Annotated in this window: 16 protein-coding genes; 6 read left to right on the plus strand and 10 right to left on the minus strand. The window is 44.6% G+C overall.

The features are described from left to right. Positions 1-4: 4 nt before the first annotated feature. From DOE51_RS15550 to rnhA, 3 genes are all read right to left on the minus strand, one after another. The gene (locus DOE51_RS15550) at positions 5-790 is read right to left on the minus strand and encodes an ABC transporter substrate-binding protein (RefSeq protein WP_142697454.1); all 786 of its coding nucleotides are present in this window, start codon (positions 788-790) and stop codon (positions 5-7) included. A 150-nt stretch (positions 791-940) separates the two neighbouring features. Further along, the gene (locus DOE51_RS15555; protein WP_142697455.1) at positions 941-1,717 is read right to left on the minus strand and encodes an SDR family oxidoreductase; all 777 of its coding nucleotides are present in this window, start codon (positions 1,715-1,717) and stop codon (positions 941-943) included. Then, positions 1,718-2,458 (minus strand): ribonuclease HI, encoded by a 741-nt coding sequence (gene rnhA, locus DOE51_RS15560; RefSeq protein ID WP_142697456.1) that lies wholly within the window; start codon positions 2,456-2,458, stop codon positions 1,718-1,720. A gap of 146 nt (positions 2,459-2,604) precedes the next feature. Here rnhA and DOE51_RS15565 point away from each other — a divergent pair, with 146 nt between their 5' ends. From DOE51_RS15565 to DOE51_RS15575, 3 genes are all read left to right on the plus strand, one after another. Further along, positions 2,605-3,459, plus strand: coding sequence for a hypothetical protein (locus DOE51_RS15565; protein WP_142697457.1), 855 nt, complete (start codon positions 2,605-2,607; stop codon positions 3,457-3,459). An 8-nt stretch (positions 3,460-3,467) separates the two neighbouring features. Beyond that, on the plus strand, positions 3,468-4,211 hold the full coding sequence (locus DOE51_RS15570) for a hypothetical protein (RefSeq protein ID WP_142697458.1): 744 nt from the start codon (positions 3,468-3,470) through the stop codon (positions 4,209-4,211). Positions 4,212-4,419: 208 nt separating this feature from the next. After that, on the plus strand, positions 4,420-9,492 hold the full coding sequence (locus tag DOE51_RS15575; RefSeq protein ID WP_168196472.1) for a zinc-dependent metalloprotease: 5,073 nt from the start codon (positions 4,420-4,422) through the stop codon (positions 9,490-9,492). 57 nt (positions 9,493-9,549) lie between these two features. Here the strand turns inward: DOE51_RS15575 and DOE51_RS15580 are convergent, their stop codons facing one another. From DOE51_RS15580 to DOE51_RS15600, 5 genes are all read right to left on the minus strand, one after another. After that, positions 9,550-12,633: an exodeoxyribonuclease V subunit beta gene (locus DOE51_RS15580; RefSeq protein ID WP_142697460.1), complete on the minus strand. Its 3,084-nt coding sequence runs from the start codon at positions 12,631-12,633 to the stop codon at positions 9,550-9,552. Then, the gene (locus DOE51_RS15585; RefSeq protein ID WP_142697461.1) at positions 12,609-15,335 is read right to left on the minus strand and encodes a PD-(D/E)XK nuclease family protein; all 2,727 of its coding nucleotides are present in this window, start codon (positions 15,333-15,335) and stop codon (positions 12,609-12,611) included. The genes DOE51_RS15580 and DOE51_RS15585 overlap by 25 nt, the downstream gene beginning before the upstream one ends. A gap of 7 nt (positions 15,336-15,342) precedes the next feature. After that, entirely contained in the window at positions 15,343-16,461 is a 1,119-nt protein-coding gene (locus DOE51_RS15590; RefSeq protein WP_246845124.1) for a hypothetical protein, read from the minus strand. A gap of 9 nt (positions 16,462-16,470) precedes the next feature. Next, the gene (locus DOE51_RS15595) at positions 16,471-17,439 is read right to left on the minus strand and encodes a hypothetical protein (RefSeq protein ID WP_142697462.1); all 969 of its coding nucleotides are present in this window, start codon (positions 17,437-17,439) and stop codon (positions 16,471-16,473) included. A 68-nt stretch (positions 17,440-17,507) separates the two neighbouring features. Next, positions 17,508-18,587, minus strand: a complete 1,080-nt coding sequence (locus DOE51_RS15600) for a hypothetical protein (protein ID WP_246845125.1) — start codon at positions 18,585-18,587, stop codon at positions 17,508-17,510. Between the two features lie 183 nt (positions 18,588-18,770). Between DOE51_RS15600 and DOE51_RS15605 the strand changes: the two genes are divergently transcribed. Next, positions 18,771-19,523, plus strand: a complete 753-nt coding sequence (locus tag DOE51_RS15605; RefSeq protein ID WP_142697463.1) for a hypothetical protein — start codon at positions 18,771-18,773, stop codon at positions 19,521-19,523. A 75-nt stretch (positions 19,524-19,598) separates the two neighbouring features. On the opposite strand, the gene DOE51_RS15610 is transcribed toward DOE51_RS15605, so the two are convergent. After that, positions 19,599-20,789, minus strand: coding sequence for a hypothetical protein (locus DOE51_RS15610; protein WP_142697464.1), 1,191 nt, complete (start codon positions 20,787-20,789; stop codon positions 19,599-19,601). A 94-nt stretch (positions 20,790-20,883) separates the two neighbouring features. On the opposite strand from DOE51_RS15610, the gene DOE51_RS15615 reads away from it, so the two are divergent. Next, positions 20,884-21,408, plus strand: coding sequence for a hypothetical protein (locus DOE51_RS15615; protein WP_142697465.1), 525 nt, complete (start codon positions 20,884-20,886; stop codon positions 21,406-21,408). Here the strand turns inward: DOE51_RS15615 and coaE are convergent. Beyond that, positions 21,405-22,007 carry a dephospho-CoA kinase gene (gene coaE, locus DOE51_RS15620; RefSeq protein ID WP_142697466.1) on the minus strand — a complete coding sequence of 201 codons (603 nt, stop codon included), beginning with the start codon at positions 22,005-22,007 and terminating at the stop codon, positions 21,405-21,407. The two genes, DOE51_RS15615 and coaE, sit on opposite strands and share 4 nt — an antisense overlap. 65 nt (positions 22,008-22,072) lie before the next feature. Here coaE and DOE51_RS15625 point away from each other — a divergent pair, with 65 nt between their 5' ends. Continuing rightward, entirely contained in the window at positions 22,073-24,043 is a 1,971-nt protein-coding gene (locus DOE51_RS15625; RefSeq protein ID WP_142697467.1) for a serine/threonine-protein kinase, read from the plus strand. Positions 24,044-24,048: the final 5 nt, after the last annotated feature.

The following is a 24,048-nucleotide window of genomic DNA, read 5'->3' on the forward strand; positions in this document are numbered from 1 at the left end:
ATTCTTACTTAAGACGGCGTTTCGCTTCATCTTCGCTCATATATTTGCGAAAGATCTGATAAAGCGTGCCGTCTTTTTTCATGTCTTCAATCGTTTCGCGAAGCTTACGATCATCATCACTCAACATACGACGTTTCGAAGTGTAAAAGCCTACTTCTGTTGGCAGGCCTTCATCACTGATTTGCACGACTTTATCTTCTAATTTAAATTTCTTCACATAATAGTCAGCAACAAGTGCCGTGAAAAATCCCGCCTGCACTCTGCCCTGCTGAAACAAACGGAAAGATCCCTCTGGTTGAGGTGTCCCGATCAAGCGACCACCGACCACCATTTTGTTTTCATCCACACCAATTACCGAAAGCTTTGCTCCAATCATATGTACGAACTTAATTTTGTCATCGTTCACGTAATCGGAAATTTTCTTATTCGCAGCCCATACGGATTTTGAAACGAGCAGTACTCGAGAACTTTTATAAACAGGAATAAAAGTGCCATTGGCTTCGAATTCAGGAGTTTTAGGAACCAGCGCCACGATGTCGGAATGCCCCCGCTTCAGCTCATCGATTGAAGCTGGTCGTGAGACTTCATTTTCCATGAAAGGACAACGAGTTCTGAGCGAAATCTCGGAAACAATGTCGTGGGCAAGACCACGCAGCTTACCGTTTTCACGGTAAGCTAAAGGCGCATAGTCATTCACACTTACTACGTATTTTCTTTGGCAGTTGGGTGAATCATCAGTACGCGCCCATAACATCGCTACAGATAACAGGGCTAAAACCAAAAACTTCATAGAGTTATTCTAGGGACTCCTCTTTAGAAAAGCTTGTGAATCTACAGATGATTACAAGGATATAAAGTTGGGTCCTGAAATTAGTTTATTTCAAAATCTAATTCATGATTTTTCTAACATTTGCAGGAAGGATTTTTACCGCGGCAAAACTTATCCTCGACGAAAACGTCGTGAAATCTCAAAATCGAACAACGGCTTCGCAAAGCGCGCCAACTTTAAACTAATTCCTGTTAGTCCAGAAGGCTCGAGCACCGTCAAATCATGAAGTACGGCTTCACGAATCATCTCTGCATATTTCGCTGGAGAAATTCCGTCGGTTGGTACAACAAGATTTTTTCCGTACAGAGTTTCAATCTCTTCAAACATACGCGTTTTAATTGCCGGAGTAATCAATAGCAAAGTCGACACAGAAGTGTCTTTCAGCTCAAGGTGCAGGCAATTCGTGAATGCAGCCACCGCCGCTTTCGATGCCGCATAGGTAGAGGCACTTGGAAAATTCATGTATGCTGAGACGCTTGAATTATTGATGATCTTACCACGCTTGCGCGCAAGCATTCCGGGCAACAATCCTTGAGTTATTTGAATCAGCGAGTTCACGTTTACTTGCAGCATTCGATAAACATCATCAAGAGGTTGTTCTTCAAGTAAGCCGCCTGTTAAAACACCGGCGTTATTGAACAAGATATCAATAGGTGTGTCTTTAAGCTTATGCAAAAGCTCTTGCACGTTTTCGCGCGAACTTAAATCAGCTTCGTAAATCGTGACGGACTTTGCACCCGCCTCTTCCATTTCTTTGATAAGTTCTGCATCGTGTTTGCGCAAAACCAGATGTAAGAAGGCTTTGTCTTGCGCGCAGATTTTTGCAAAGGCGCGACCGATTCCGCGATTAGCTCCAGTAATAAGAACTTGGCGATTTACGATTTCCATTTAGCCCTCTTTGATAGGTGTCGAAGCTGGTAGGCCCCATGATTTTAAAATTTCAACTTCGTCAGACGCTGAAGTCGACTTTTTAAATTTTGCTCCTGATTTCCCCGTCACTCGACGCTGGCACGATGGCCAATCTTTGTGACGATAAACAAGTCCACCAATGTTGCTAAGATAACTGTGCGCAGCTTTCTTTTCTGTTGGTGAACGCATTTCTGGCAGACTGGTATCAGCAGGAACTTCCAAAATGTTAACCGGATAATTTTTGAGTGAACCCTCGTACAAGTCAATGCCCGCACGCTTCGAGAACGCGACCGCAATCTCATCGCAACGTTCATTGCCAGGAATACCGATGTGACCGCGGCTGTAATGCCATTCGATCTTATTCGCAGCTCCGCGCTTTTGAACGACCTCTGCGATTTCTTCCCACAAGTCTTTGTTAGAAACATCGCCGCCTTCGGCCGTTTTCCAACCGCGTTTACGCCAGCCCCAAATCCACTGCGTAATTCCGCGAATCACATAAGTCGAATCCGTGTAGAAACGCACAGTGCCTGAATGGTCTGCGACTGTACGCAAGGCTTCAAGAACGGCTTGCATCTCCATACGGTTGTTTGTCGTTTGCGGATCGCCGCCACCAATTTCAAGCACTTGATCAGTCGGAAATAAAATAACTGAACCCCAACCACCTGGGCCGGGATTGCCTGAACATGCGCCGTCGGAAAAGATCTGAATATAATCTCTCATGTTTTTCACCGACTGATCGTAGACCCAGTTGGGGCCTGGTGTCTAATGCTTAAACATCCCGGCAGGCTTAAAAGCTTTATATTTCAACCTAGACACACAAAGAATGGCACCTCCTTCGCAATAATTTCCAAATCGGAGGCCTGTCTATGAAATTGAACACGTCATCTTTTGCTGGTTTTGTTGCGACTCTATTGTTGGCAACGCAAGTTTTTGCGAACAACAACAATGCTTCCGTCGCTTCATCTACGACAGTTGTACAAGATCCGCGACATGGCTCTATCTTTAGTGGCTTTCTTCAAGCTTCTGGTTCGCAAAGTCTTTATGACTTCCAAGACGGAACTAAAAAAGAAGGAATGGACTATGTTGCGCGTTTCAATTTGAAACTTTCGCAAGACTATTCTGTCCGCTTACAAGGTGGCTATTCTCAAGATCTTAAAAATTCAGAGGCCGATGACTTCTCTGATACAACCCTTAGCTTAGTTAGAAAGCCCGTCGCTTTGGGCCGCGTGTTTATGTTGGGTTATAGCTTAAGTGCTGTGGCTCCAACTTCTAAAGACTCACACACACGTCAAAATCTTCAAGGTGCGACTTCGGGTTCATTGACTGCGATGATTAATCCAGATCGTCTCATTCCGGGATTGCAAATCGTGTCGGCAATTTCGTTGCGCAAGAACTTCCACCAATACGATACGGCACTTGATGGCACTGTGAATACGGCGTATTCATCAAACCAATCGCTTTCTATTTCTTATGACTTCGCAAGCGGCGTAAGCTTGTCAGGCGAATTCATTCACAAAAATGGTCTGACTTACCAAAACAACATCAAAGAATCATTCGAGCACAGCGAAGAAATCGGCTACTCTTTCACAGACGCTATTTCTGCAGCTATTGGTCACACCAACTCGGGTTCGGCTTTGAAAGCCAATGGCCAAGACTCAAATATTGCCCTTCTTGATGACAACAACTCTCTTATCTACGCGTCTTTAACTGTCGCATTCTAAGAGGTTTCATGAAGCTCTTCTTTGCAAGCATGCTCTGCATTCTAGCACTCCAAGGAAGAGCTCTCGCCGCTCCGATTGATGTTATTTTCGATATTGATTGGACGACTTTTTATTCGATTGCTCCCGAAACTGCCGCTGTCTCAAAACAAGATGCGACGATCCTGGAGGTAGAAGGCAAATTCTACCGTCCCACAGATCATCTTGGTGAAGTGTTGTTCGCCCTTTCAAAAAATCCCGATGTGCGCATTAGCTTTTTTAGCGGCGGCGAAGCTTCGCGCAACAATGCACTGTTAGAAAAAGTGATTCTTCCCAATGGCAAAAATGCATTAAGCGTGGTGCACGCCGTTTTCTCGAAGGGCGATCTTGAGACTGTCTCTCAAGATCAGTCTTTGAAGTTTTCTGATCGCTTTAAGAAAAATCCTGCGAACCTACTTCCTGGCTTTGATGCGAAACGTGCGATCTTGATCGATGATCAAATCCAATTTGCCAAAGCACCATTGAAAGCCGTGCCCTCTTTAGGAAACTATAATTTTCAGTCTCAATTTGATGCACAACGTGTAAATCTTCCGTATATGCCCTCTGACGAGTTCGCATGGAAGCATGAAAGAGATAAAGCTTTGATGTGGCAATCGCTGATTGAAGAGGCGATGGAGCGCTCACAAAAGTCCGAGAAATCATTCTCTGAAATCGTTGTGCAACTATGGGCCGAGAAGTCTTCTCGTGCTCTTTGCCGTACTGTCTTTGCGCTGTAAGTGTGCGTCTCACTTCGCGAATCCGCGAATTGTCCCCTGTTAAAAATCTGTACAGTAAATATTGCTCAAATTCAATTTATCGACATTGGCGAAATATCTACATGGCACTTTCAATGCATTTAAGTTCCCTAAGAGAGAGTCTCTGCCAGCGCCCTCAGTGTATTTGAATTGGGGTTGCGGCGGTGACAATAAAGGAATGGAGAGAAAAATGGCTCACAAACCTCAGTATACAAAAGCGTTCACAGCTTTGTTGGCCTTCGCGCTAGTTGCGTCAGGTTGTACGAAGAAGCGTGATGCTGCTTTGTCAGACCAAGAGGCATTGCAAACGTTTGCAATTTCTGATTTTGGTACAGTATCAGAAAACAGCGGCTTCAAAGCTAATATGAAAGCTAGCGTGCGCTCACAAGCGCTTGTTGGTTCTCAAAACAGCAAAGCTACTGAAGAAAAAGGTTTGGTTGCAGTCGATGCGGATGATTCTTCAATCCCATCTCGCCTTCGCTTCATGTTCAACGACCTTGAAGTATCAGGCACTGAAAAAGACAACTTCAAAATCGTATTCGGTATCGATTCTAAATTCGTGACGGCTTATAAATTGGCGTCCATCGACTCATTGTCAAAGTTTGAAAAACAACTCGCTGTATCTCCAAGCGAAGTTCAACTTTCTATTGAGTTGCAAAAAGCTTCAGGCCAAGCAGCGAAAAAACAAATCGCTGAAAAAATGGCTCAAGCTCAAAAAGCACGTTCGCTTTCTCTCACGAACCGTGCAGCTGTTAACGTTCTAGTTCCTTTATTTAAATATGACATCTTGGCTAAAGGCGTTCTTGAAAGAACTAAAAATGAGCTTCGCGAAAGCACGTCTACTTTGACGATGCGTGAAACTGAGTTCAGCCAAGCGACTCACATCAGATTGAACACGTCTTCGGACTCTCGTAAAGACATCGGTTCTGCAGAGCAAAAGAAAGAATTGGATCAATTGTTCACAGCGGAATCTTTGGATAACAAAGTTTCAACTGCTGCGGAACTTCAAGCACGCTACAACTTCAACATGAAGTTCGTTGCTGACGATTCAAAAGTTATGACGAAACTTGATGCTGAAGACATGAAAGTTTACGAATTGACGACGTTGTCTGCTTTGTCAGACGATGAACGCCGTCTTTTGAAAACGGGTTCAGCTAACGGTGAAATCCTGACTTGTGATGCTTCTGTATCTCAAGACAAAAACTGTGTACTTCGCCTTGTAGCGAAAGTTCCAGTAACTTATAAAAACATCCTTTTGAACCTTGCAGATAACAAAGACAACACAACAAACTCTTTGGAATTGCGCAAAGTAACTAAAGCTCAATCTCAAGGCCTAGTTGAAATCGCTCGCGATCAACGTGCAGAGCGCGCTCGTCCTACAGGTATCATCGATCCATTGAACACTCTTAAGATCTCTGATCTTCAAGGTGAGTTCTACTACCGCAGAACATTCGAAGACGCTTCGAACATGATGGTTGTTGGTAAAACTGGTACTTCTGGTGACCTTGCGGTTGTTAAATTCGAATTCGAAAGAGACCGCGTTGTAGTTCGCAACCAAAAAGCATTGATCCAATTCGTGGGTCAAGGTCCGAAAGATAAAGAAGAATTGATGAGCATGCCGGTTAAGTACTTCAAACTTGAAAAAGTTGATGCTGACGGCGTGGCTTTGCAAGTTCCTAAATTGATCGACGCTAAAAAAGAAGACGCAGAATACGTAGAGCTTGATTGGACTAAAAACACAGTTCCAGTTGCGAACTCACCTCTTGCATTCTTCGAAGCTGGTCAATGCTGGCAAGCAGAGTCTTCTTCACAAGTTACTGATCCAGACAACCGCTTGTCTGCTGACGGTATCTTGAACTTCTCTATCGCTGGTTCTTACACTGTAAGACCAGAGTGTGCGAACCAAGCAAAAACAAACGGTGCATACTTCAGCTTGAATGCGCAATTCAACTACAACGTTGTTGAGCGTCTATCATTCAAGAAAAGAACGCACGCCGATATCGACGATATGCAATTTGCACCAAACATCTCTCCAGATGCGCAAAATGCTATGAACTTCGCAATCTTCACATTGGCTGACGCTGTTAACAAACCAGATGTTCGCGCAGGCCGTGAAAACTCTGAAGTTTACCATCCAGTGATCCATGACTTCCGTAACGGTAAAGTTTTGAACTACTGGGTTGGTGGTTTGGCTGATGCTCCAGCTGACAGAAGAGCTTTGATTGAAGAAGCTGCTGCTGAGGTTGTTGCTGAATGGAATGAAGCTTTCCACAAAGCGTTCAAAGGTACTGAATTGGATCGCGCTGGTGACTTCATCGTATTGAATAAAGAAGACGACGCGACTCGCGGTCACTTGGGTGACTTGGATCGCAACTACTTGTGGTTCATGGATAAAGAGGCTGAAAACGGTCTTTTGGGTGTAGCGCAACCTGCACCAAATCCATACTCTGGTACAATCATGGCGAACAACGTTATCGTTTACTCTGGTAACTCTGAAAGAGAAGTTCGCGGCATGATGGCTTCTTACAAAGATTCACGCGAATACGAAAAAATGTTGGAAGAAGCTAAAACTGAAGCTTTGGCTGACTTGCAAAAACAAATCGCTGCGCAAAAAGCTGGCGAAGCAGGTCAAGGTTCTGCGGCAACTGGTAACGCGGCTACTGATAAAGCTGCTGAAATGACAAGACACTACGGTTCTTTCATCAGCAAATTGGCTTTGTCTGCTCGCCCTGCAGTAAACACTCGCATGACTTCTAAATATGCTGGTGCAGTTGAAGCAAAAAAAGCTGGCAACCCGAAAGCAAAAGGTCGCCAAGTTAAAGCGAGAACTCTTGTTTCTGACACTAAAGTAGCGGCGAACAAAGACTTCGCGAAACGTGTTCTTGAACAAGCTTTGTCTGGTGAATTTAAAAATGATCCTTTGATGTTGGAAGCTATCGTTTCTCGCGAAATGGCTCGCCAAGACGGTCTTTCTGAAAACATCAAAGCTTTGTTAGAGAAAAAAGCTGAAATGACTGCAATGTCTGCGAAATTCGATAAAGCATCGAAATTGCGTGGCGGTTGCTTCATGTACAGCCGTGCATACTACAACGACCGTTTCGTAGAAACTGACTTCAACACTCTTTTCAAAAAAGAGATCAAAGCAACATTGTTGCACGAAGTTGGTCACGCATTGGGTCTAGTACATAACTTTAAAGCTTCTTTCGACCGCGATAACTTCGCATTCGAAGGTGAAAACACAAAACGTAACTATACTTCGATCATGGATTATATCGCGGCTCCAGAAATGGAATACGCGGGTCCTGGTACTTACGACGTACACGCTCTTCGTGCGATCTACACAGGTCGTGTTGAGTTGAGCAAAGCGGCGCAAGACATGGCTGCAAAATCGAATGGTGTGTTGCAAATCTCTAAAGATGGCGCACAAGCTAAAGTTATGAATGGTAAATTCATCGGTTTGTCTGATGTGAAGACTTTGTTGGGCTTCCCATACTGGTCAAACATGCAAAAACAATTGGTGAACCAATCTGGTTTGTTGAGACACTACGGTCAATGTCATGATGGTCTTGTTGGTATCGAGCCAGCTTGTACTCCATACGATTCGGGTGTGTCTGCGACTGATATCGTGAAAAACACGATCCAAGACTACAACAGATTGTACATCAACGGTTACCATGCTGCTGACAGATTGAACTTCGGCTGGTCACAAAAAGTTTCGATGGTAAGCCGTGCGATTGGTGAGTTCCAAACGATCCGTGGTTTCCTTGATGACTACTTCAGAATGGTTATCTATGAAAACGCTTTGAACCAAGCTGAACAAAACGACTTCGCAGAAGCTGCTCGTCTTGGTTACGACTTCTTCCACGAAGTGATCCGTATCCCTAACACGAACTTGCCTTTCGGTAACTCGAAAGAAGAGATCAAACAACGCTTGATCGCTTACCCTTACACGGCGCAAATTCCTGTAATGAAGAAAAATGCTGACGGCACAGAGTCTCAAGCAGTTGACTCAAAAGGAAACCCAGTATTTGAACAAAAAGCTGATGTGAAAGTTTTGGAAGCTCGTCGTGTATACGATTACGCTCCAGCTCCTTCAGAAGACAGATTTGATACTCTTGGTATCGGTTTTGACAAACAGTTTGCAGTACGCTTCTTGTTGAACGCGAATCCTCGCGCGATGACGGATGACTCTCAAACTGGTTGGATCTCTTACAATGAGTTCGAACAATACTTCTTGGGTGTAGACAACGCGGCTCAATCATTGAACATGATGACTCTGCTAGAGATCATGTCAGGCAGCTTGACGTCAGGTTTCTTCGATGCTGGTCACAACTTTGTACAAGTTGCTGAAGCTCCAGTAACGATCAACAGAAACTTGCTAGATGCTGCGACTTTGGGTTCATTGGCTGACACGAACCAATACCGTGCAACTGGTTTGGATACTTTCGCTGAGTTCTTCAAAGTAGGTACGTTGAAAGGTGGCAAAGGCTTGAACGATCGTTTCACAGCGACTCGTTACGGTCAAAGCTCGACATCTTCAACTGCGGTGAAGTTCTTCGCAGCTGACAACGCAAGTGGTGCAAACGTGTTGATCTCTATGGCGGCTCGTAAGGCAGCGTTGGTAGATAACAAACAAGTTATCGGTCAAGGTTTGATTGGTTTGTTGAACATGGATATGCAAATCCAAGCGAAAGCTGGCGAACTAGTAGCGAAAGACGAGAAATTGAAAGGTAAATCATTGCCTGAGATCATCGCTTCTAACGAAGACTTGAAAGCTTTGTCTGCGAAAGCGGATGCAGCTCAAGCGGAACTAGTGAAAGCATTGACTGCGATCAACGTAAACGGTTTGTTGGTATCAGATGCTGAAGTGAAACAAAATCCTAACTTGTCTTTGGATGGCCAAGTTAAGATGGCAAGAGTGATGATGGCTCAATCATTGTCATACTTGACTCAAGCGAAAAAATACCTTGAGCAAGTACCTCTTGATCAACTTCAAGGTTTGTTGCAACAACTTGGTGAGTTGAAAGCACAAAACGATCAGTTGGCACAACTTGACTTGATCGCACTTTCTCAAGAAGTGTTGATGCAAGCGACAAGCAACATGCAAATCAACTTGAAGGACCGTGGTCCGGTTCCAGCAAGTGCAGTGTTGAGCATCATGATGACTCGTGGCGCGCTGACTTCATCGCACCAAAACTTGATGTACTCGATCGAAGACCTTGCTCGTTACACTTCGATCTTGAATCCAGAATACGTTTACTAATCTAAACGACTGAACGTTACTTCCTAAAAGGGCAGAGCTAAAAACTCTGCCCTTTTTTTATTTGTTCTGCAAATAGGCGTGAATTTGATTTCCAAGCTTTTGATCAAGCGCATTCAGATCTTTGATATCTTGGACTTTGACCACTTCATCGATCGGATAAACGACCGCGAGCTTTACTTCTTTGACTGCGGTTAAATACTTCATACGATTCAAAGCCCATGTGTAGGCTTCTAATTGTTTGAACGCCGTTTCTGAATATCTTTGTGAACCGGTTTTGTAGTCGACCATCCACAATGTCTCATTAACAATGCCCCACAAGTCGATCTGACCTTGCATCAGTGAGTTCTGATAGGAAAGTGCAAAACCCCATTCTACGAAACCTTTGTTAATGATTTCTAGCATTGGGATTTTATCCGTCGTCGCCAAAAACTCTAATGGCTTTTTCAAATCTTCGTCTGCAATATCTTTTAAGCTTTCGTAAGGCGTGTACTTCAAAGCTTCAAACAATCTGTGAGCGTTCGTTCCTTGTTGGGCGCGTGCTAATCCCGGAGCCAACTGATTTACTGACGCTTGGTATTCGGCACCCGCGACACCTTCAGGCGTCACAAGTTCCGTTACTGAAATGTACTTACGCTTTTCTTCCGCTTGCGGCGCTTTCCACAGATCACGCAGTTTCTTTTTCTGCAGATCTTCAGCCGTCATCTTTTCTGGCTGAGGATTTTCACTGCGAACCACGTAAGAGAAATCTTTTTCTTCGTGCAGACCCTCTTCCAAGTTTAATGGCGATTGAGCGGCCCAGGATTTCTTACCGACCTTTTTATCCCACAAAAGCGTCACACCATGTTTTGCACGAGTTAAGGCCACGTACAGAACACGATTGAACTCTTCGGATTCACGTTGGCGCAATTCTTCAACGATTTGATCGGCAAGAATACTGCCGGCCATCGCTTGGGATTCTTCATCGCGCACTTTCAAAGTCCACTGCCCGGTCTTTTCATGGAAAGAAATCATCGGCGCAAAACTTGCGCGCGGATCTTTTCCCATACCTGGCAATAGCACTTGATCGAACTGCAAACCTTTTGAAGCATGCACGGTCATGAAGTTCACACGCTTTGGTTCAATCACCGGGGTTGCGTCTGAATCTTCACCACCTTCATCGGTTGAAAGAGTATCAAGGCTGGTATCTAAGAAATCCAGGAAGTTAAATCCAGGACGACGTTCTTCAGAACTTAAAAGTGAAACCACTTTCCACAAGTTCGCTTCACGTCGGCCGGTTGAATCGATTCTTGCCGAATAATCGAACAAACCCAATTCAACGAGGGCCTTCTTTAAAGTCCACGACAAACCTTTTTCTTCACTCCAAGCGTGCAACTGCTTTAGTACATGCAAGGGATGAGATTCCGGCTTTTCTGCAAGAGTCTTTAAAGCCTCTTTCCAGAAGGAGTGTTTGAAGCTGTGACAATAAGTCAGTAATTCCGTATCGCTAATATGCACCCATGGCGAACGTAACAACGCCACAAAGTTTGCGTTGTCGTGCGGGTTTACTAAGAATTTTAAAATCGCCAAACAATCCAGAACTTCACGGCGCTCGTAAAAACCACTGCCGCTATGAAGTTGTAAAGGCACACCGTATTCTTGTGCAACTTTAGCGATATCTTCTAAAGTTCTGTGTGTGCGACTTAGAACGCAGATTTGTTCAGGGCTGACGCCGTCTTTCAGTAATTCTTGAATACGCGAAACCGTCGCAAGAATTTCCGCAGACGTTTCATCTTCATCACCCGTTTCGCTTAAGATCACTTGCACTACCGGATCGGCAGGACCTTTACGTTCCTTCGCTGGATCTGGAGTCATGGCCGCGAATTGTGAACTTAATTTAGTGAAGTAATGATTAAAGAACTCCAAAACTTCCGGCGATGAACGATAATTCACAAGTTTCACTTGGACATCGCCATCTTGGGCTTGGATTTCATTTACTTTCTCTTGGAAAACTTCAGAACGCGCACCACGGAATAGATAAATACTTTGTTGCGGGTCACCCACCACAAAGGCAGGGCGATCGCCGACCAAATTGCGCAGAAGTTCCACTTGAATCGGAGATGTATCTTGATACTCATCGACCATCCAGAAGTCCCACTCATGTGAGAACTTCTGGGCCGAATCCGGAGAGTCTTTAATAATTTTGTACGAAAGTGTTTCCAGGTCGGCCATCGACAAGAAACCGCTTTCAAGTTTCAACACTAAGAAATCGTCGCAGAATTTGCCCGCAAGCTCTTCAAAGAGTTCACAGTTTCTTTGATGCTTCTTCCAGAATTGGGGACGATAGCGCGGTTCTTCAAGAAGCTTATCGATACGGCCGCGCAGTTCTTCCAATTCTTCATTCAGACTTAAACTAAATGGCGGCGTCGCTTTTCTAAATTGCGGCTTCGTCGTAAATTCCCAGAATGAAAGCAAACGCTCAAAGAAGGTCTCGACATTAGTTTCATTCACCGACCAATCAAAGTTACGCAGGCTTGACGCATAATCGCGCCATTTATCATTCGATGCTTCCTGTTCGATCTCCAAACATACGCGCTTAATACGGCTGCCGATATCTTGGATGATCTTCAAAGTTTCTTTGCCTAAATCCGCTTCAGGAATAAACGTCGCATGCGGAAAAATAATCTTTTCCGAGAAGTATTGCAGTAAAGCGCTTTCCAAAGTTTGGAATTCGTATTCTTCCAAAAGATCCTGCAAGTGCGGGATTTCCAAAATGTACTTACGCATGATTTTACGCGCGTGCCTGCGCACTTCGACATCACTTAAGATCGAATAATCTGGAGTCAAACCTATCGAAGCACCATAACGTGACAAAAACAGACTTAACACCCCATGGATTGTTGAGATCTGAACTTGCGAACGCGAGCTTACGAATTGAAAAAGATCGTCGCGCTTTTCTTCCAACGCCTTTTTAAGCAAACGTTCTTTAAGTTCTTGAGTCGCTTTACGCGTAAATGTTGTGACAACGATGCGCGGGAACTTGCCGTGCTTCGTTTTAAAGTCATCCGCGAACTGCAAAAATGTTTTTGTCAGCGTCGTTGTTTTACCTGCACCTGCGCCCGCGCGCAGAATGGTATTTTTTAATTCAGATGTGGCGCTCGACATTGCCTTCTCCACTCGCAGGTATTGCAGGTTTGGTCATCAGCTGGAACCGGACTGACTTCACCTTGACGGATGCGATCTAGGGTCATCATCAAAACTTTTGAAAACTCTGTCAGGTACAATTCTTTGGCTTCAAAGGTTGCATTTTTATCTTTGCGTTTTGAAGCCGGATACAGATGTCCTGCCAAATCTTCAATTTTAAAACCCTTACGATCAAATGTACGGAAGATATAATAGAACAAACCAATCACTTCGCCTTTAACGTCTTCCATCAGGGCCTTTTCTAAAACCCACATATAGAAAAGTAATTGCAGTTGATTGTTTTTAAGCCAAGAAGAATGTGACGTGATACCACCCGCTGACGATTTATAATCCAGAACAATAAGATGTTTCTGATCGTTGCCATCAATACGGTCGATCTGTCCCGAGATTCTAAAGCCCCCCGCAATGGGTTCACGGCTTAGCTCTTCGGTTTTGGGATCAAGATAAAACTCAAAACGTTTTTCACGCGCTAACGTTTTAGTCTTCTTGAACTCTTCACGCCATTTCTTTTCAAAATCTAAGAAACGTGTGCCCAATTGAATGTGCTTTTTCTTAAGCGGCTGCCACAGGCGTTCATCAGCAAAGATTAATTCTTTTTCTTTGCGTGCTGATTCTAATAATTCATCAAGCTCGCTGACGGTCCAATCAAAACGCATCGGTTCGATCGTCAGACGCTCAAACAAGGCATGGGCTAATTGCCCGCGAGTACGATGATCAACATCTAAATCGATATCAGGAAGATCTTTTAATTTGAAATATCGTTGTGCCGCAAAGATAAACGGACACTCCAGGAAGCTTTCGATCGCTGACGCTGAAATACGCGGTAAATCCTTAAGCACAATTGCTGGCGTGGGTTGATGACCTAAATCCATATCAATACGCGCTTCAACTTCAGAACGACGTGCATCCAACCACTGACGGCCCGACGCAAGTTCTGAATATTGTAATTCATCCCAACGAGTTTCTTTCGGCAAAGTCAGATGTTCATGGTCTTCACCACTTAAACTCATCCAGAAAGTGGAAGGCGAACACAAAGAACCACTTAAGTCCGTCGCGCCAAAGCAATAGATATCGTATTTAGAGTTCGCTTCAGCCAACAGGCGCAATTCAAATTCCAGATCGCTTTGATCCGGATTATCCAGATAAAAACCGATGTCTTTCGCTAACTCAAAATAATCTTGGCCAGAAAGTTGAGTTTTGTTTTTCACTTTCAATGCTTCGTCTGTCATGCCCAGGAAAATTCGATACAACGCTTTTTCACTGTGCGCAGACATAAGCTTTGTCACAAGAATTCCAGAGGGCTCCCCTTTTTCTAAAGAGAATTCTTTTGCCGCAACAATGCTTTCAAGATAGCTCAGCCATTCTTTCCAAATCAGCTTGGTGTTGGCTGTTGCATTTTGCAGAAGTTCGCGCAAAACCAATTGCACGATTTCTGTTTCATTGGAATTCCAATAGCTCAGAGCTTTTAAAACGAACTCATCACGAGTCACAAGACCTGTGACATCCAACTGATCGCTAAAGATCTTATGCACAATTTCGTTACGAGCTAAGTCTTCATTCACATAAAGACTTTTAAACAAGGCTTTAAATTCTTCGTAACGTACTTGTTGCGATTCGTGTTTATCAAAGAATGAAATTTCCAGATCCGAAGAAGACAAGCGACCACTTTTTGAACGTAAGGTCGCAAGCCATCTTGTCACAGACGGCAAACTTTGCGCTTTGTGAGTGATATCTTTTTGATAAGGAATACCCTCTTCAGCCAAGAATGATTGCAGAACCGGCCAGTATGTTTCGATATCAGGAGCCACAATCGCAATAGATAAGGCTTCAATGCCAGAACTTAACCATTCACGGGCTTGACCGACAGAGTTCTTAATCTCTGCAAGCATTCCAGAAAAACGCAAAACGTCCGTTTTCTTTTCTGTTTTAGCGACAGGTTGTAACTTTCCAACACTTGCCGCTTGTCCACGCAGATCTTCGTAAGGACGAAGCAAGAAGTGGAAGTCTTTACGCCATTCCGGAGAAGGCTCTAACACAATCACATCAATCGAACGTGAAATCACGCGCAAGATTTCGGCTTCAACGCGTGAGATCTCTCCACTTAGGTCAACGATCAGGGGAATATTCCAAACTCTTTCAAGTTCGTTGAAGTTTTGTAAGTACGAAGTGATCCAATCCGAAGTGATGACATTGTATTCTTCAATCAACTTGATCGCACAGAAACGCGCGCGCAAATACCAATCGCGCCAACGATTCTTTGCTTCTTCGTGAGTTTCAAACCACTCATCCAAACGCTTACTGCCATCGGGATGGAAAATGATGGCCGCCAATTGATCAATGTAGGAAAAAACAGTGTCTTCAGCAGAAGAGTTCACACCCAGCACATCCGCATTGTCATCCATGATCGTGCGTAATAACGAACGCGCGAACGGATCACTGACCAGTCGCAAGCGGGGCTCAAGACGTTTCAACAACATCTTCCATAAGTCACTGGCACGTAGAACTGACTCGTCGATGTATTGACCATCGCGAGCAAGAATTTTTTGCTGAAGTTCGAACTTCGTGCGCAAGTCAGAAACAAGCCATGATTGTTCACGCGGATTATATTTCGCGAACAGCTCGTTGACTTGCGAGCGATTTTCTATGGAAAGGATATGCAGCATCTACGAATTACCGACGTTGTTTTAGTTTTCTTCTCTTACCGTCATTATCCGTGAATTTGAAGGCTGCATCAAAACTTAAATCAATACTTAGGCTCACCGCATAGCGATTCTCTGCTGTTTGTCCCGGATAAACGCCAAGTTCTTCGGTATAGCTAACAGCATCAAGATGAAATATGAGAAAATTCACGCCTACACCATAACTGAGGTAGCCTTGGCTTATACCGGCACGAACGTCAATAAGTGGTAAAGAAAGCTCTGTACCCAAGTGAATTTTCTTACCCAACTGCACGTCTGAGTCCGTTAAATGGCGCGCCTCAATCCCCGCCGTCCAATCGATGCCAGGCAAATCAAAACCCAAACCAAAACCGGCGCTTAAATTTTGCGGAATCATCGGCGGAGCATCTGTCCCCGACGTTTTTGTGAACGCAGTACCACCTGCATCCTGCCACACCAGCGCGAATGTTGGACTGAATGGAGTTGGCAGAGTCGCCTCTAACGCCAAGTCGATTCCGTAACCGACACCTTTATTATCAAAGTTTTTACCGATCTCGTCGAAACTTGTGCCGTTCGCAATTGTGCTAAGTCCCAGATCTTTTTCTTCACCACCCCAGCGAGTGATGCGTTTTAAGTTCATACCAACAGAGAAATTTTCTGTGATCGGAACAGCGCCGCCCAACACAAAGGCAGAGTCATTCAAGAAATAAGTTTTAAATTGTGGATAAGCGGGATTATGAAGTTCCAAGGACACGTCGTAGTTGGTGTAATAACCGACACCAAAATAAGGCATCGTAAAACCAGCCTTACCCATGCCTTGCGCATACAAGCGTTTACCAAAAAGACTGTCGTAGGATGTCGGATCGTTAGGATCAAAATCTTTATAAGTATCGATATCGGAAATCGCGTCGCTGTTAATACCTAAAGCCACGTCGGCCAATAAAAAGTTAAAACCTTTTTGTTTCGCCAAAGCCGCTGGATTGTAAAACAAAGCATCAACATCATTCACGACGGGAATATACATCCCACCCATACCCAATGAACGAATCGAGCGAGCTGTTTCGTACAACTGCTGACCCATCGCTGCCTGGGCTGTGAATAATAAAATGAAAGTTAAAAATCCCTTTAACACTCAATCATCCTAAAACTTATGAAATGGACAACACACACCCGCATACCACGCCGGTGGTGCCGGAGTCGCACCCGGAGGTGCCGCCGGTAAACTTGTCGATGTGCTACAAGAACCAAATCCTTGCGCGCTTGTATCTAGTAAAATTCTAAAACCATAAACCACCTGTGCCGTGATTGCGGTTGGGTCCGTCGAAGTACACGTAATGCCCAAACCCGTACATGCGGTATTGATCGTATCAACTGCGGTGATTAAGTTATTACTTCCACCGATCACATCACCCAAAGCGGTTAAGTTTTCAGTGATCAATCCCAAACCTGCCGCGATTTTTTTAATTTCCGCATCCGTTAAAAAGTGCGCGGGCTGAGCCGGTGAAGGCAGCCACGAATCCAGTGGCGCATCTGCTGCGGTCCACGGATTCTGTGCGACACCGGCAACCCAATCGTCACAAACATTTGTGCCAGCGTCTGCGGAGCCATCACCATTCACGTCAATTTTTGAAGCCAACGTTGTTGCTACGCGCGCCAAACCTAACACGGATATAAAAAGATTTTCATCAGCCGTTCGGACTCCAACAGCACCGATCGATTGCATCAGTGTGATTGCTTGATCACAAGCTGACGGCGTGACGCTGACTCCGGAAAAAATCTGCATAATGAACGGAAAGATGTTGGAAGCAGAGCCTGAAGCGTTTTTCAAACTGTTTACCAAAGTAGAAAATTTGATTCCGCATTTTCCGGCATAAGCACCCGCACGAGTATTAATAACATCGCGACGTGCTTTAAATGTTGATGACAATTGATTTTCTAAAATATCAATCGCGCCATCCCAATCTAAATTGTCGATGTCTTTTTGGGCGTCAATGTACAACGCCTCGTCGGAATCTTTCGAAGAGAAATCTTCAAAAACATTCGGCTTGTCACATGAGGCTGTTAACCCCAGACACACCATCAGAATAAGAATGTTTTTAAAGCGCTTCATATTTACCCCTACTTCGACATCGTCGAAGTGCTAAACCCTACTCCGACAACGTCGGAGTGCTAACCAGCCTAGAATCTAAATGCGAACTTGAAAACGTAACGTCTGTCTTCTTTAGTTGCGTCTTTGGTGCCGACTTCTTCGCCGTAGCTTGCGAGCTGATATTGGAAGTGCTCTGAGGCAAGTTCTAAACCTGCTGTCCAATAACGTTGATTATAACCTGCACGCATAAAGAACACATCGCCGAAGTTGAACTCCATCCCAGCATGAAGCAGTTTCATTTTGTCATCTTCTGTGGACAATAAGTCACGGTATTCAATAGTCCATGATGATCTCACGTAGTTAGTGTGGATCGGGAAAATTGCAACAGCGACATCTAAGCTTTGATCGACTGTATCGGGATGATTAGCTGTCGACATTCTCAAACCTGAACCCAAATTATATGAGGTCGTACCGACGTCATGAAGAACGGCTGAGACAGTTGGTAATAACACCCACGGCGCAGATAAAATCACACCCACATCGGTTGATAGACCTAAACCAGATTTTGCGATGTCACTATATGAAGTCGAACTTGCGGTACTGACTTTGTCGTCATTCACTTCTTGTCTGTCGACCAATTTCGTATTCGCACCGATTTTCAAACGACCGTCAAAGAAACGGAAATTGAAACCAAGAACTAACGCCAAGTCACTGCGATAGAACGTATCAATCGTTGTACCGTCTTCAGCCATTTGCGCATCCAACATCGAATTACCGTAAAGACCAATACCGAAATTACGACCGACAAATGATGGAAACACTTGCGCCTTCGCGTGATAGTAAGAGCCGCGATTTTTATCCAACGCGCCTTTAACGTCATCAAGACTGAAGGGATTTGAGAATGAAGAATCCGAATACATACCTGGAAGATTTGTATTGGCTTCGACCTCTGGGTCAATAATAGTTCCATAGAAATCACGCAGCTTTCCTAAAGCTGCAGGATTCACCAACAATGCTGTTTCATCATTCACAACGGCTGCACACGCACCACCCATCCCTAGGCAGCGAACTCCATTATAGAAGTCATGCAATTCACGCGCGTTCACATCAGCTACAAAAGCCAACATCAGTGCGATTTGAATGAGAGCGATCCACAAAATCCTTTTCATAGCCAATCTCCATCTTCTTTATCGGTATTTATAGGCTCACATTGAGACGTCTCATAAAAATACGGTCGATAGTCGAGGCCAGGATTCGTTAGGCGCAAACAGTAAGATCTGAGTTAAGACAGAAGCTTTGGACGCCGATAAGTTAGGGGTTATCCGTCGCAAATTCAAAGGGAGTTGGACAACATGTTCACGAATAAAAAAGCTATGATAGCTCTAATGATGGGTCTTACTGCTGTGCTTGCAGGTTGCGAGCAAGAAACGGAAAAAGACCAAATCGCTGAAGCACAATACTGTCTTGATGGTGCTACGGACGCATCAAGTGCTAACTCGTGTGTAGCGAAGATCGCAAGCATTCAGACGCCACAAGCAAATGCGCTTCGCTGCTCTGCCGGCTTTATTGGTGCTGGTGTGACTAAGACTGAAAACTTAGCGAAAGCTTTGACTGCTATTAAAGACAGTAACAATGGTTCTTCGAATGTAACGACAATGCTTTCATTCTTGAATCTTGGTTCCAACATGGAGTCGACTTTCACTGCGTGTGTAAATTCGAACAGTAAAGGTATGGCTTTGGTTGCAGCGATGGCGAAATCTGCGACGACATTGGTTGGTTTAATTCCTGGTTTCGATATCGACTCTGGTCAATTGCCTGACATGAACGATTTAAAAGGTGCGCTAGACGATCTTGTGGCAGATGCTTCATCAGGTACTCCGAGTGCCAGCACTGTGGCTTCACTTGAAGCCATCGGAACTGCAATTGAAACCGTCTACGGTTCAACTTGCACGAACAATTCGGGTTCAGAGATTTGTAAATCGATCGATAAAGGCCTTGAAAGTCTGAATGCTTCATTGCCACCAGGCGATAGCATCGATCTATCAAGTACGGATCCAAAAGAAATTGCGCAGACGCTGCTTGAATATTGGAAGTCGCAAAACTAGTTTCGCAAGTTTAAGTACAAATAAAAAAGGCTCTCTTCCGAGAGCCTTTTTCTTTTTCATCATTTCAATTCTAAATTAGAAATCCAAACTCATGCGTGTGCCGTAAACGCGGCTCTCGACAGGAGTGTTCTTCGTGCCGACATCGTTCGCGTAACTCACAAGGTCCAAGTTGAAAATACCAAGCTCTGCTGAAAGACCCGCTGTCCAATAGCCTTCGCTGATACCGCCACGATAGTGACCTTTCCACCAGCTCTTCACCGTCCAATCAAACTCAAGACCGGCGTGAATGCCTTTTTTCCAGCTGAAATCAGGATGACCTAAATCGCGGACATCTAAAACACCGCGACCACCGAAAATCCACGCTGCTGGGTATTCCCATTTTGTACCAACGTCGACGACTCGATAAAGTTTTTCCGGAGTCCCCGCTTGTTGCACGTCTTTATTAATCAATTTCAAAGACTGACCAAAACCTGTTTCAGCAACGTTATGGACTGTTAAACCAAACGTGGGACGAGCGGCTTTTAGTAACGACCAAAAACCTTCATCAGGAAGTTCCGGCGTCCACAACATCCCGATATCAGCATCCACAGTGTAACCTTCAAGCAAGTCTTCACGTTGCACGATCTGACTGCTTGCTGCTAAATCGACCGCGTTGATACCTTTACTGAAGAAACCACGATTCACGAATTTCCCAGTGATACCCATTGAAAAGCGACCGTAATCAAACCAATTCAAATCGCTCGCATACGAAACTGCCAGTGTTGTATCCGCATAGACAGTCGTGTTCATCGTTGGACCTAATTGTTGATGCATCGCTGTTTCAACCGACACATCCATTGGAATAAGTGCAACACCCCATTTAGGACGAACCCAAACCGCTTCCACCGGAGTCACGCGCACAGAGTACACATCACCATAGTGGTTCTGAATCATGTCTAGATACCTAGTTGTCTTGTCGCTATCACTTAAGCCCGACTCTTCGATGTCTTTATACTCATCATAGAAATCTTTCGCGCCAGGTGTGCCTTCCGCTGAAATTGACAGATTGATTTGTCCTTCTTCACGACGTGCTAAACCGGCTGGATTATAAAAAATCGCAGTGTAATCATCTGCTACGGCAGTGAAAGCGTCACCCATTCCCAAGGCGCGAGGCGATTGATATTGATGGTGGATGGTTGTGCTGACTGATGTGTCTGCCGCAAAAGTTTTTTGCGCGCTTACAACAGACAACAGACCAGAGAGGAGAAGAAGTCCCCTGAATAACATATTTATGCCTCCGAAATGCTTAACAACATTGTAAAGATAATTTATACTTTGTCGTATGCGATTGACCCGTCTTGTTCTTTTTTTGACCTTAGTCGTGAGCGCTCACATTTGTGCTGCTGCGACAGACACAAAAACAACGATGGATCCAACGAAGTTGGATTCATCAAACGATCCTATTTTGGCGACAGCAAATGCCGATTTACGCTCGCCCGCTCCAACTTCACAAGTGCAACTAGCCCTTGGTTATGTCGGAGGAAATCTTTTAGAAAATGACGAGTGGGCACAAGGCCCTTTGGTTTCGATTCGCTACGCACCGATCGACATTCATGAAAATGTAAAATGGGATTTTGGTGGTGAGATCAATAAAGACAATATCTTCGGTTTATTCGTGGGACGTCGTTGGTATGTCGAAGAAGATGAATTTCGCCCTTATGCCCGCGTTGCCGCCGGAAGCTTTTTCGATTCACACGATCAATTGGGCAATTTAGTCGAAATTAAAAGATGGCGTGCACGCGCTTCATTGGGAATCGGTGATCGTCTGAATTTCGAAGCCGGCCTTGGCATTGCCGTCACTGGCCCCGATTTTTTCGCACAACTGGGTTATAATTTTAATTTCTAAGCTTTCAGCGTCTCTAGCCACTGCATTAGACGCTGAACTTCCTTCAACAGGTGTTGTTCGTCTTTATTGTTATAAAGAACGAAGTCTGCTTTTTCCTCTTTAAATTGAATCGGAATCTGCGAAGCGATGCGCATTTCAATTTCTTCTTCGCTCCACTGATTGCGACGACGAAGGCGTTCGCGTTGTTGTTCTCGAGTACAGGACACGACAATGATCGCATCGAACTGCTCTTCCGCTTTCGTTTCAAACAATAACGGAATGTCGTAAATCGCAAGCGGCTCGTTCATGTCTTCAAGAGCGCGTCTGCGACGACGAACTTCTGCACGAATAAGTGGATGAGTGATTTCCTCTAGTTTATGAAGCAGATCCGGATTGCCGAAAACCTTCTGTCCTAATTTGCGACGATCAAGATTGCCATCTTGTAGGATAATATCGCTACCGAACTCACGTTCGATCGACTTAAGTCCAGAAGAACCTGGTAATACAATCTCTTTTGCAATTAGATCGGCGTCGATGACAGGAATGCTGCGTTCCACGAGCATACGACTTACGGTGCTCTTGCCACAAGCAATACCTCCGGTCAGTCCTAGCCACTTCATATGCGAATCTCCTTAAAGATTCTTTTTATTTTACCGATAGTCTTCTCAAAGGGGAACACATTTTCATGTCTCAACCGGTAGAGCAGTTTGGTAAATACATCCTTCTAGAGCGCCTTGCCGCAGGTGGTATGGCGGAAGTGTATCTGTCTAAATCTACTGGCGCTGTTGGTGTGAACAAGTTTGTCGCAATCAAACGTATCCTTCCCCAATATTCAGATCACCAAGAATTCATCGAAATGTTCAAAGAGGAAGCAAAGATTGCCGTGAACTTGAATCACGGTAACGTTGTTTCTATCTATGACTTCGGTGTCGAAAAAAGCCAGTTCTTCTTAGTGATGGAATACGTTGAAGGTCGTAACCTTCGCCAAATCCTTAATGAACTTAAAAAATCCAACACGCAATTCACGATTGAACAGATCGTGTACATGATTAAAGAGGTTGCGGCTGGTTTGGACCACGCTCACCGTTGCATTGACGGTACGACGGGTCGTCCTTTGAATATCGTTCACCGTGACATGTCTCCTCAGAACATCATGGTGAGTTTTGAAGGTGAAGTAAAAATCATCGACTTCGGTATCGCAAAAGCTGAAACGCAAATGGAAGCCACAAAAGCCGGCACCTTAAAAGGTAAATACGGCTACATGTCTCCAGAGCAAGCAGATGGTCAAAACATCGATCCACGTACGGATATCTTTTCTATGGGTATCGTGTTGTGGGAGTTGCTAGCGAATGATCGTCTATTCACTTCAAACAGTGAAGCTGCGATCTTGCGTAAAATCCGTGAATGCCAAGTTCCTTCTATTCGTAAGATCAATCCGTCTATTCCTCCGGAATTAGAACGCATTGTGAATAAGGCTTTGGCAAAAGACAGAAGTCTGCGTTATCAAACTGCGGCGGCTTTGCACCGTGATTTGAACAGATTCTTGAATACACATTATCCAGAGTTTTCTCCTCACGATTTCAGCGTGTTCATGAAGAATGCTTTCTCACAAGCGTTCCTTGATCAACGCCGTAAGCTTGTTGAATTTGCAAAAATTCAAGGCTCTACACAAGAGGACAAAACGATCGTTACCCAAACAGATCTTCGCATTCCGCCAAAGAATGTACCTAAAGCTCCGGTCGCGGCAGCTGAAGAAGATGATGTTGAAAACGAAAAGCTTGATATCAATACGTCAACTGACATTCGCGTGAACTTGGATAACTTGAAGGCTCCGCCAAAACCAGCGGGTCCTAAAACAGATACAAACATCACGCACACTCGCACGTCTGCAGGTACGGGTACATTTGCTGCGAATCAAAACACAATGACTCGCACACCGTCTTCAGGCGGAGTTCCGATGGGAACTCGCACGGCGATTCGTAGCACAGCTCCTTCAAAAGACTATACGGCTCTTGCGATGCGCGGAGTGATCGGTATTCTTATTGTTGCAGGTGGCTGGTTCGGCTACACAAATTTCGTTGCGAAAAAAGGAGCTCCAAAAGCTCCGGCTTCTGTGGGTCTTCCTCCGACAAGTGCAGCCGCTGCTTTGCCAAATGAAACAGCAGCTCCAGCATCGGTTGATCAACCACAACAAGCAGATATGGCAGCAACGGCTCCAGAGTACACTGTGATGATCAAGAGTACTCCTGACAAAGCACGTGTTGTGATCAACGGTGTTGATACTGGTGGTTACACTCCGATGCGAAAAACACTCAGAGCTAACGTCCCTGCCAACATCCGTCTTGTCAGAGAAGGTTATTCCGATTATGTAACTACATATACACCAACAACAGATGTAGGTTCTATCGAAGGCAATTTGCAAAGACTTGTGAAAGTCGCAACTTTGTATATCAAAATTGCTAACGGTGGTGCGAATCCTGAATTGCGAATCTCTGGCGTGCCAGTATCGATCAAGGGTGAAAGCGAACCTTATTACATCCAAGCTGAAGTCGGTGTAAAAATTCAGGCATTCAATAAGCTGACAGGCCTTTCTGCTGAAAAGACTGTGATCATTCACGCTGATCAAAAAGACACTGTTGAGCTGTATTTGAAGTAATAATG

This window comes from Bdellovibrio sp. NC01 (assembly GCF_006874625.1).
GTDB lineage: Bacteria > Bdellovibrionota > Bdellovibrionia > Bdellovibrionales > Bdellovibrionaceae > Bdellovibrio.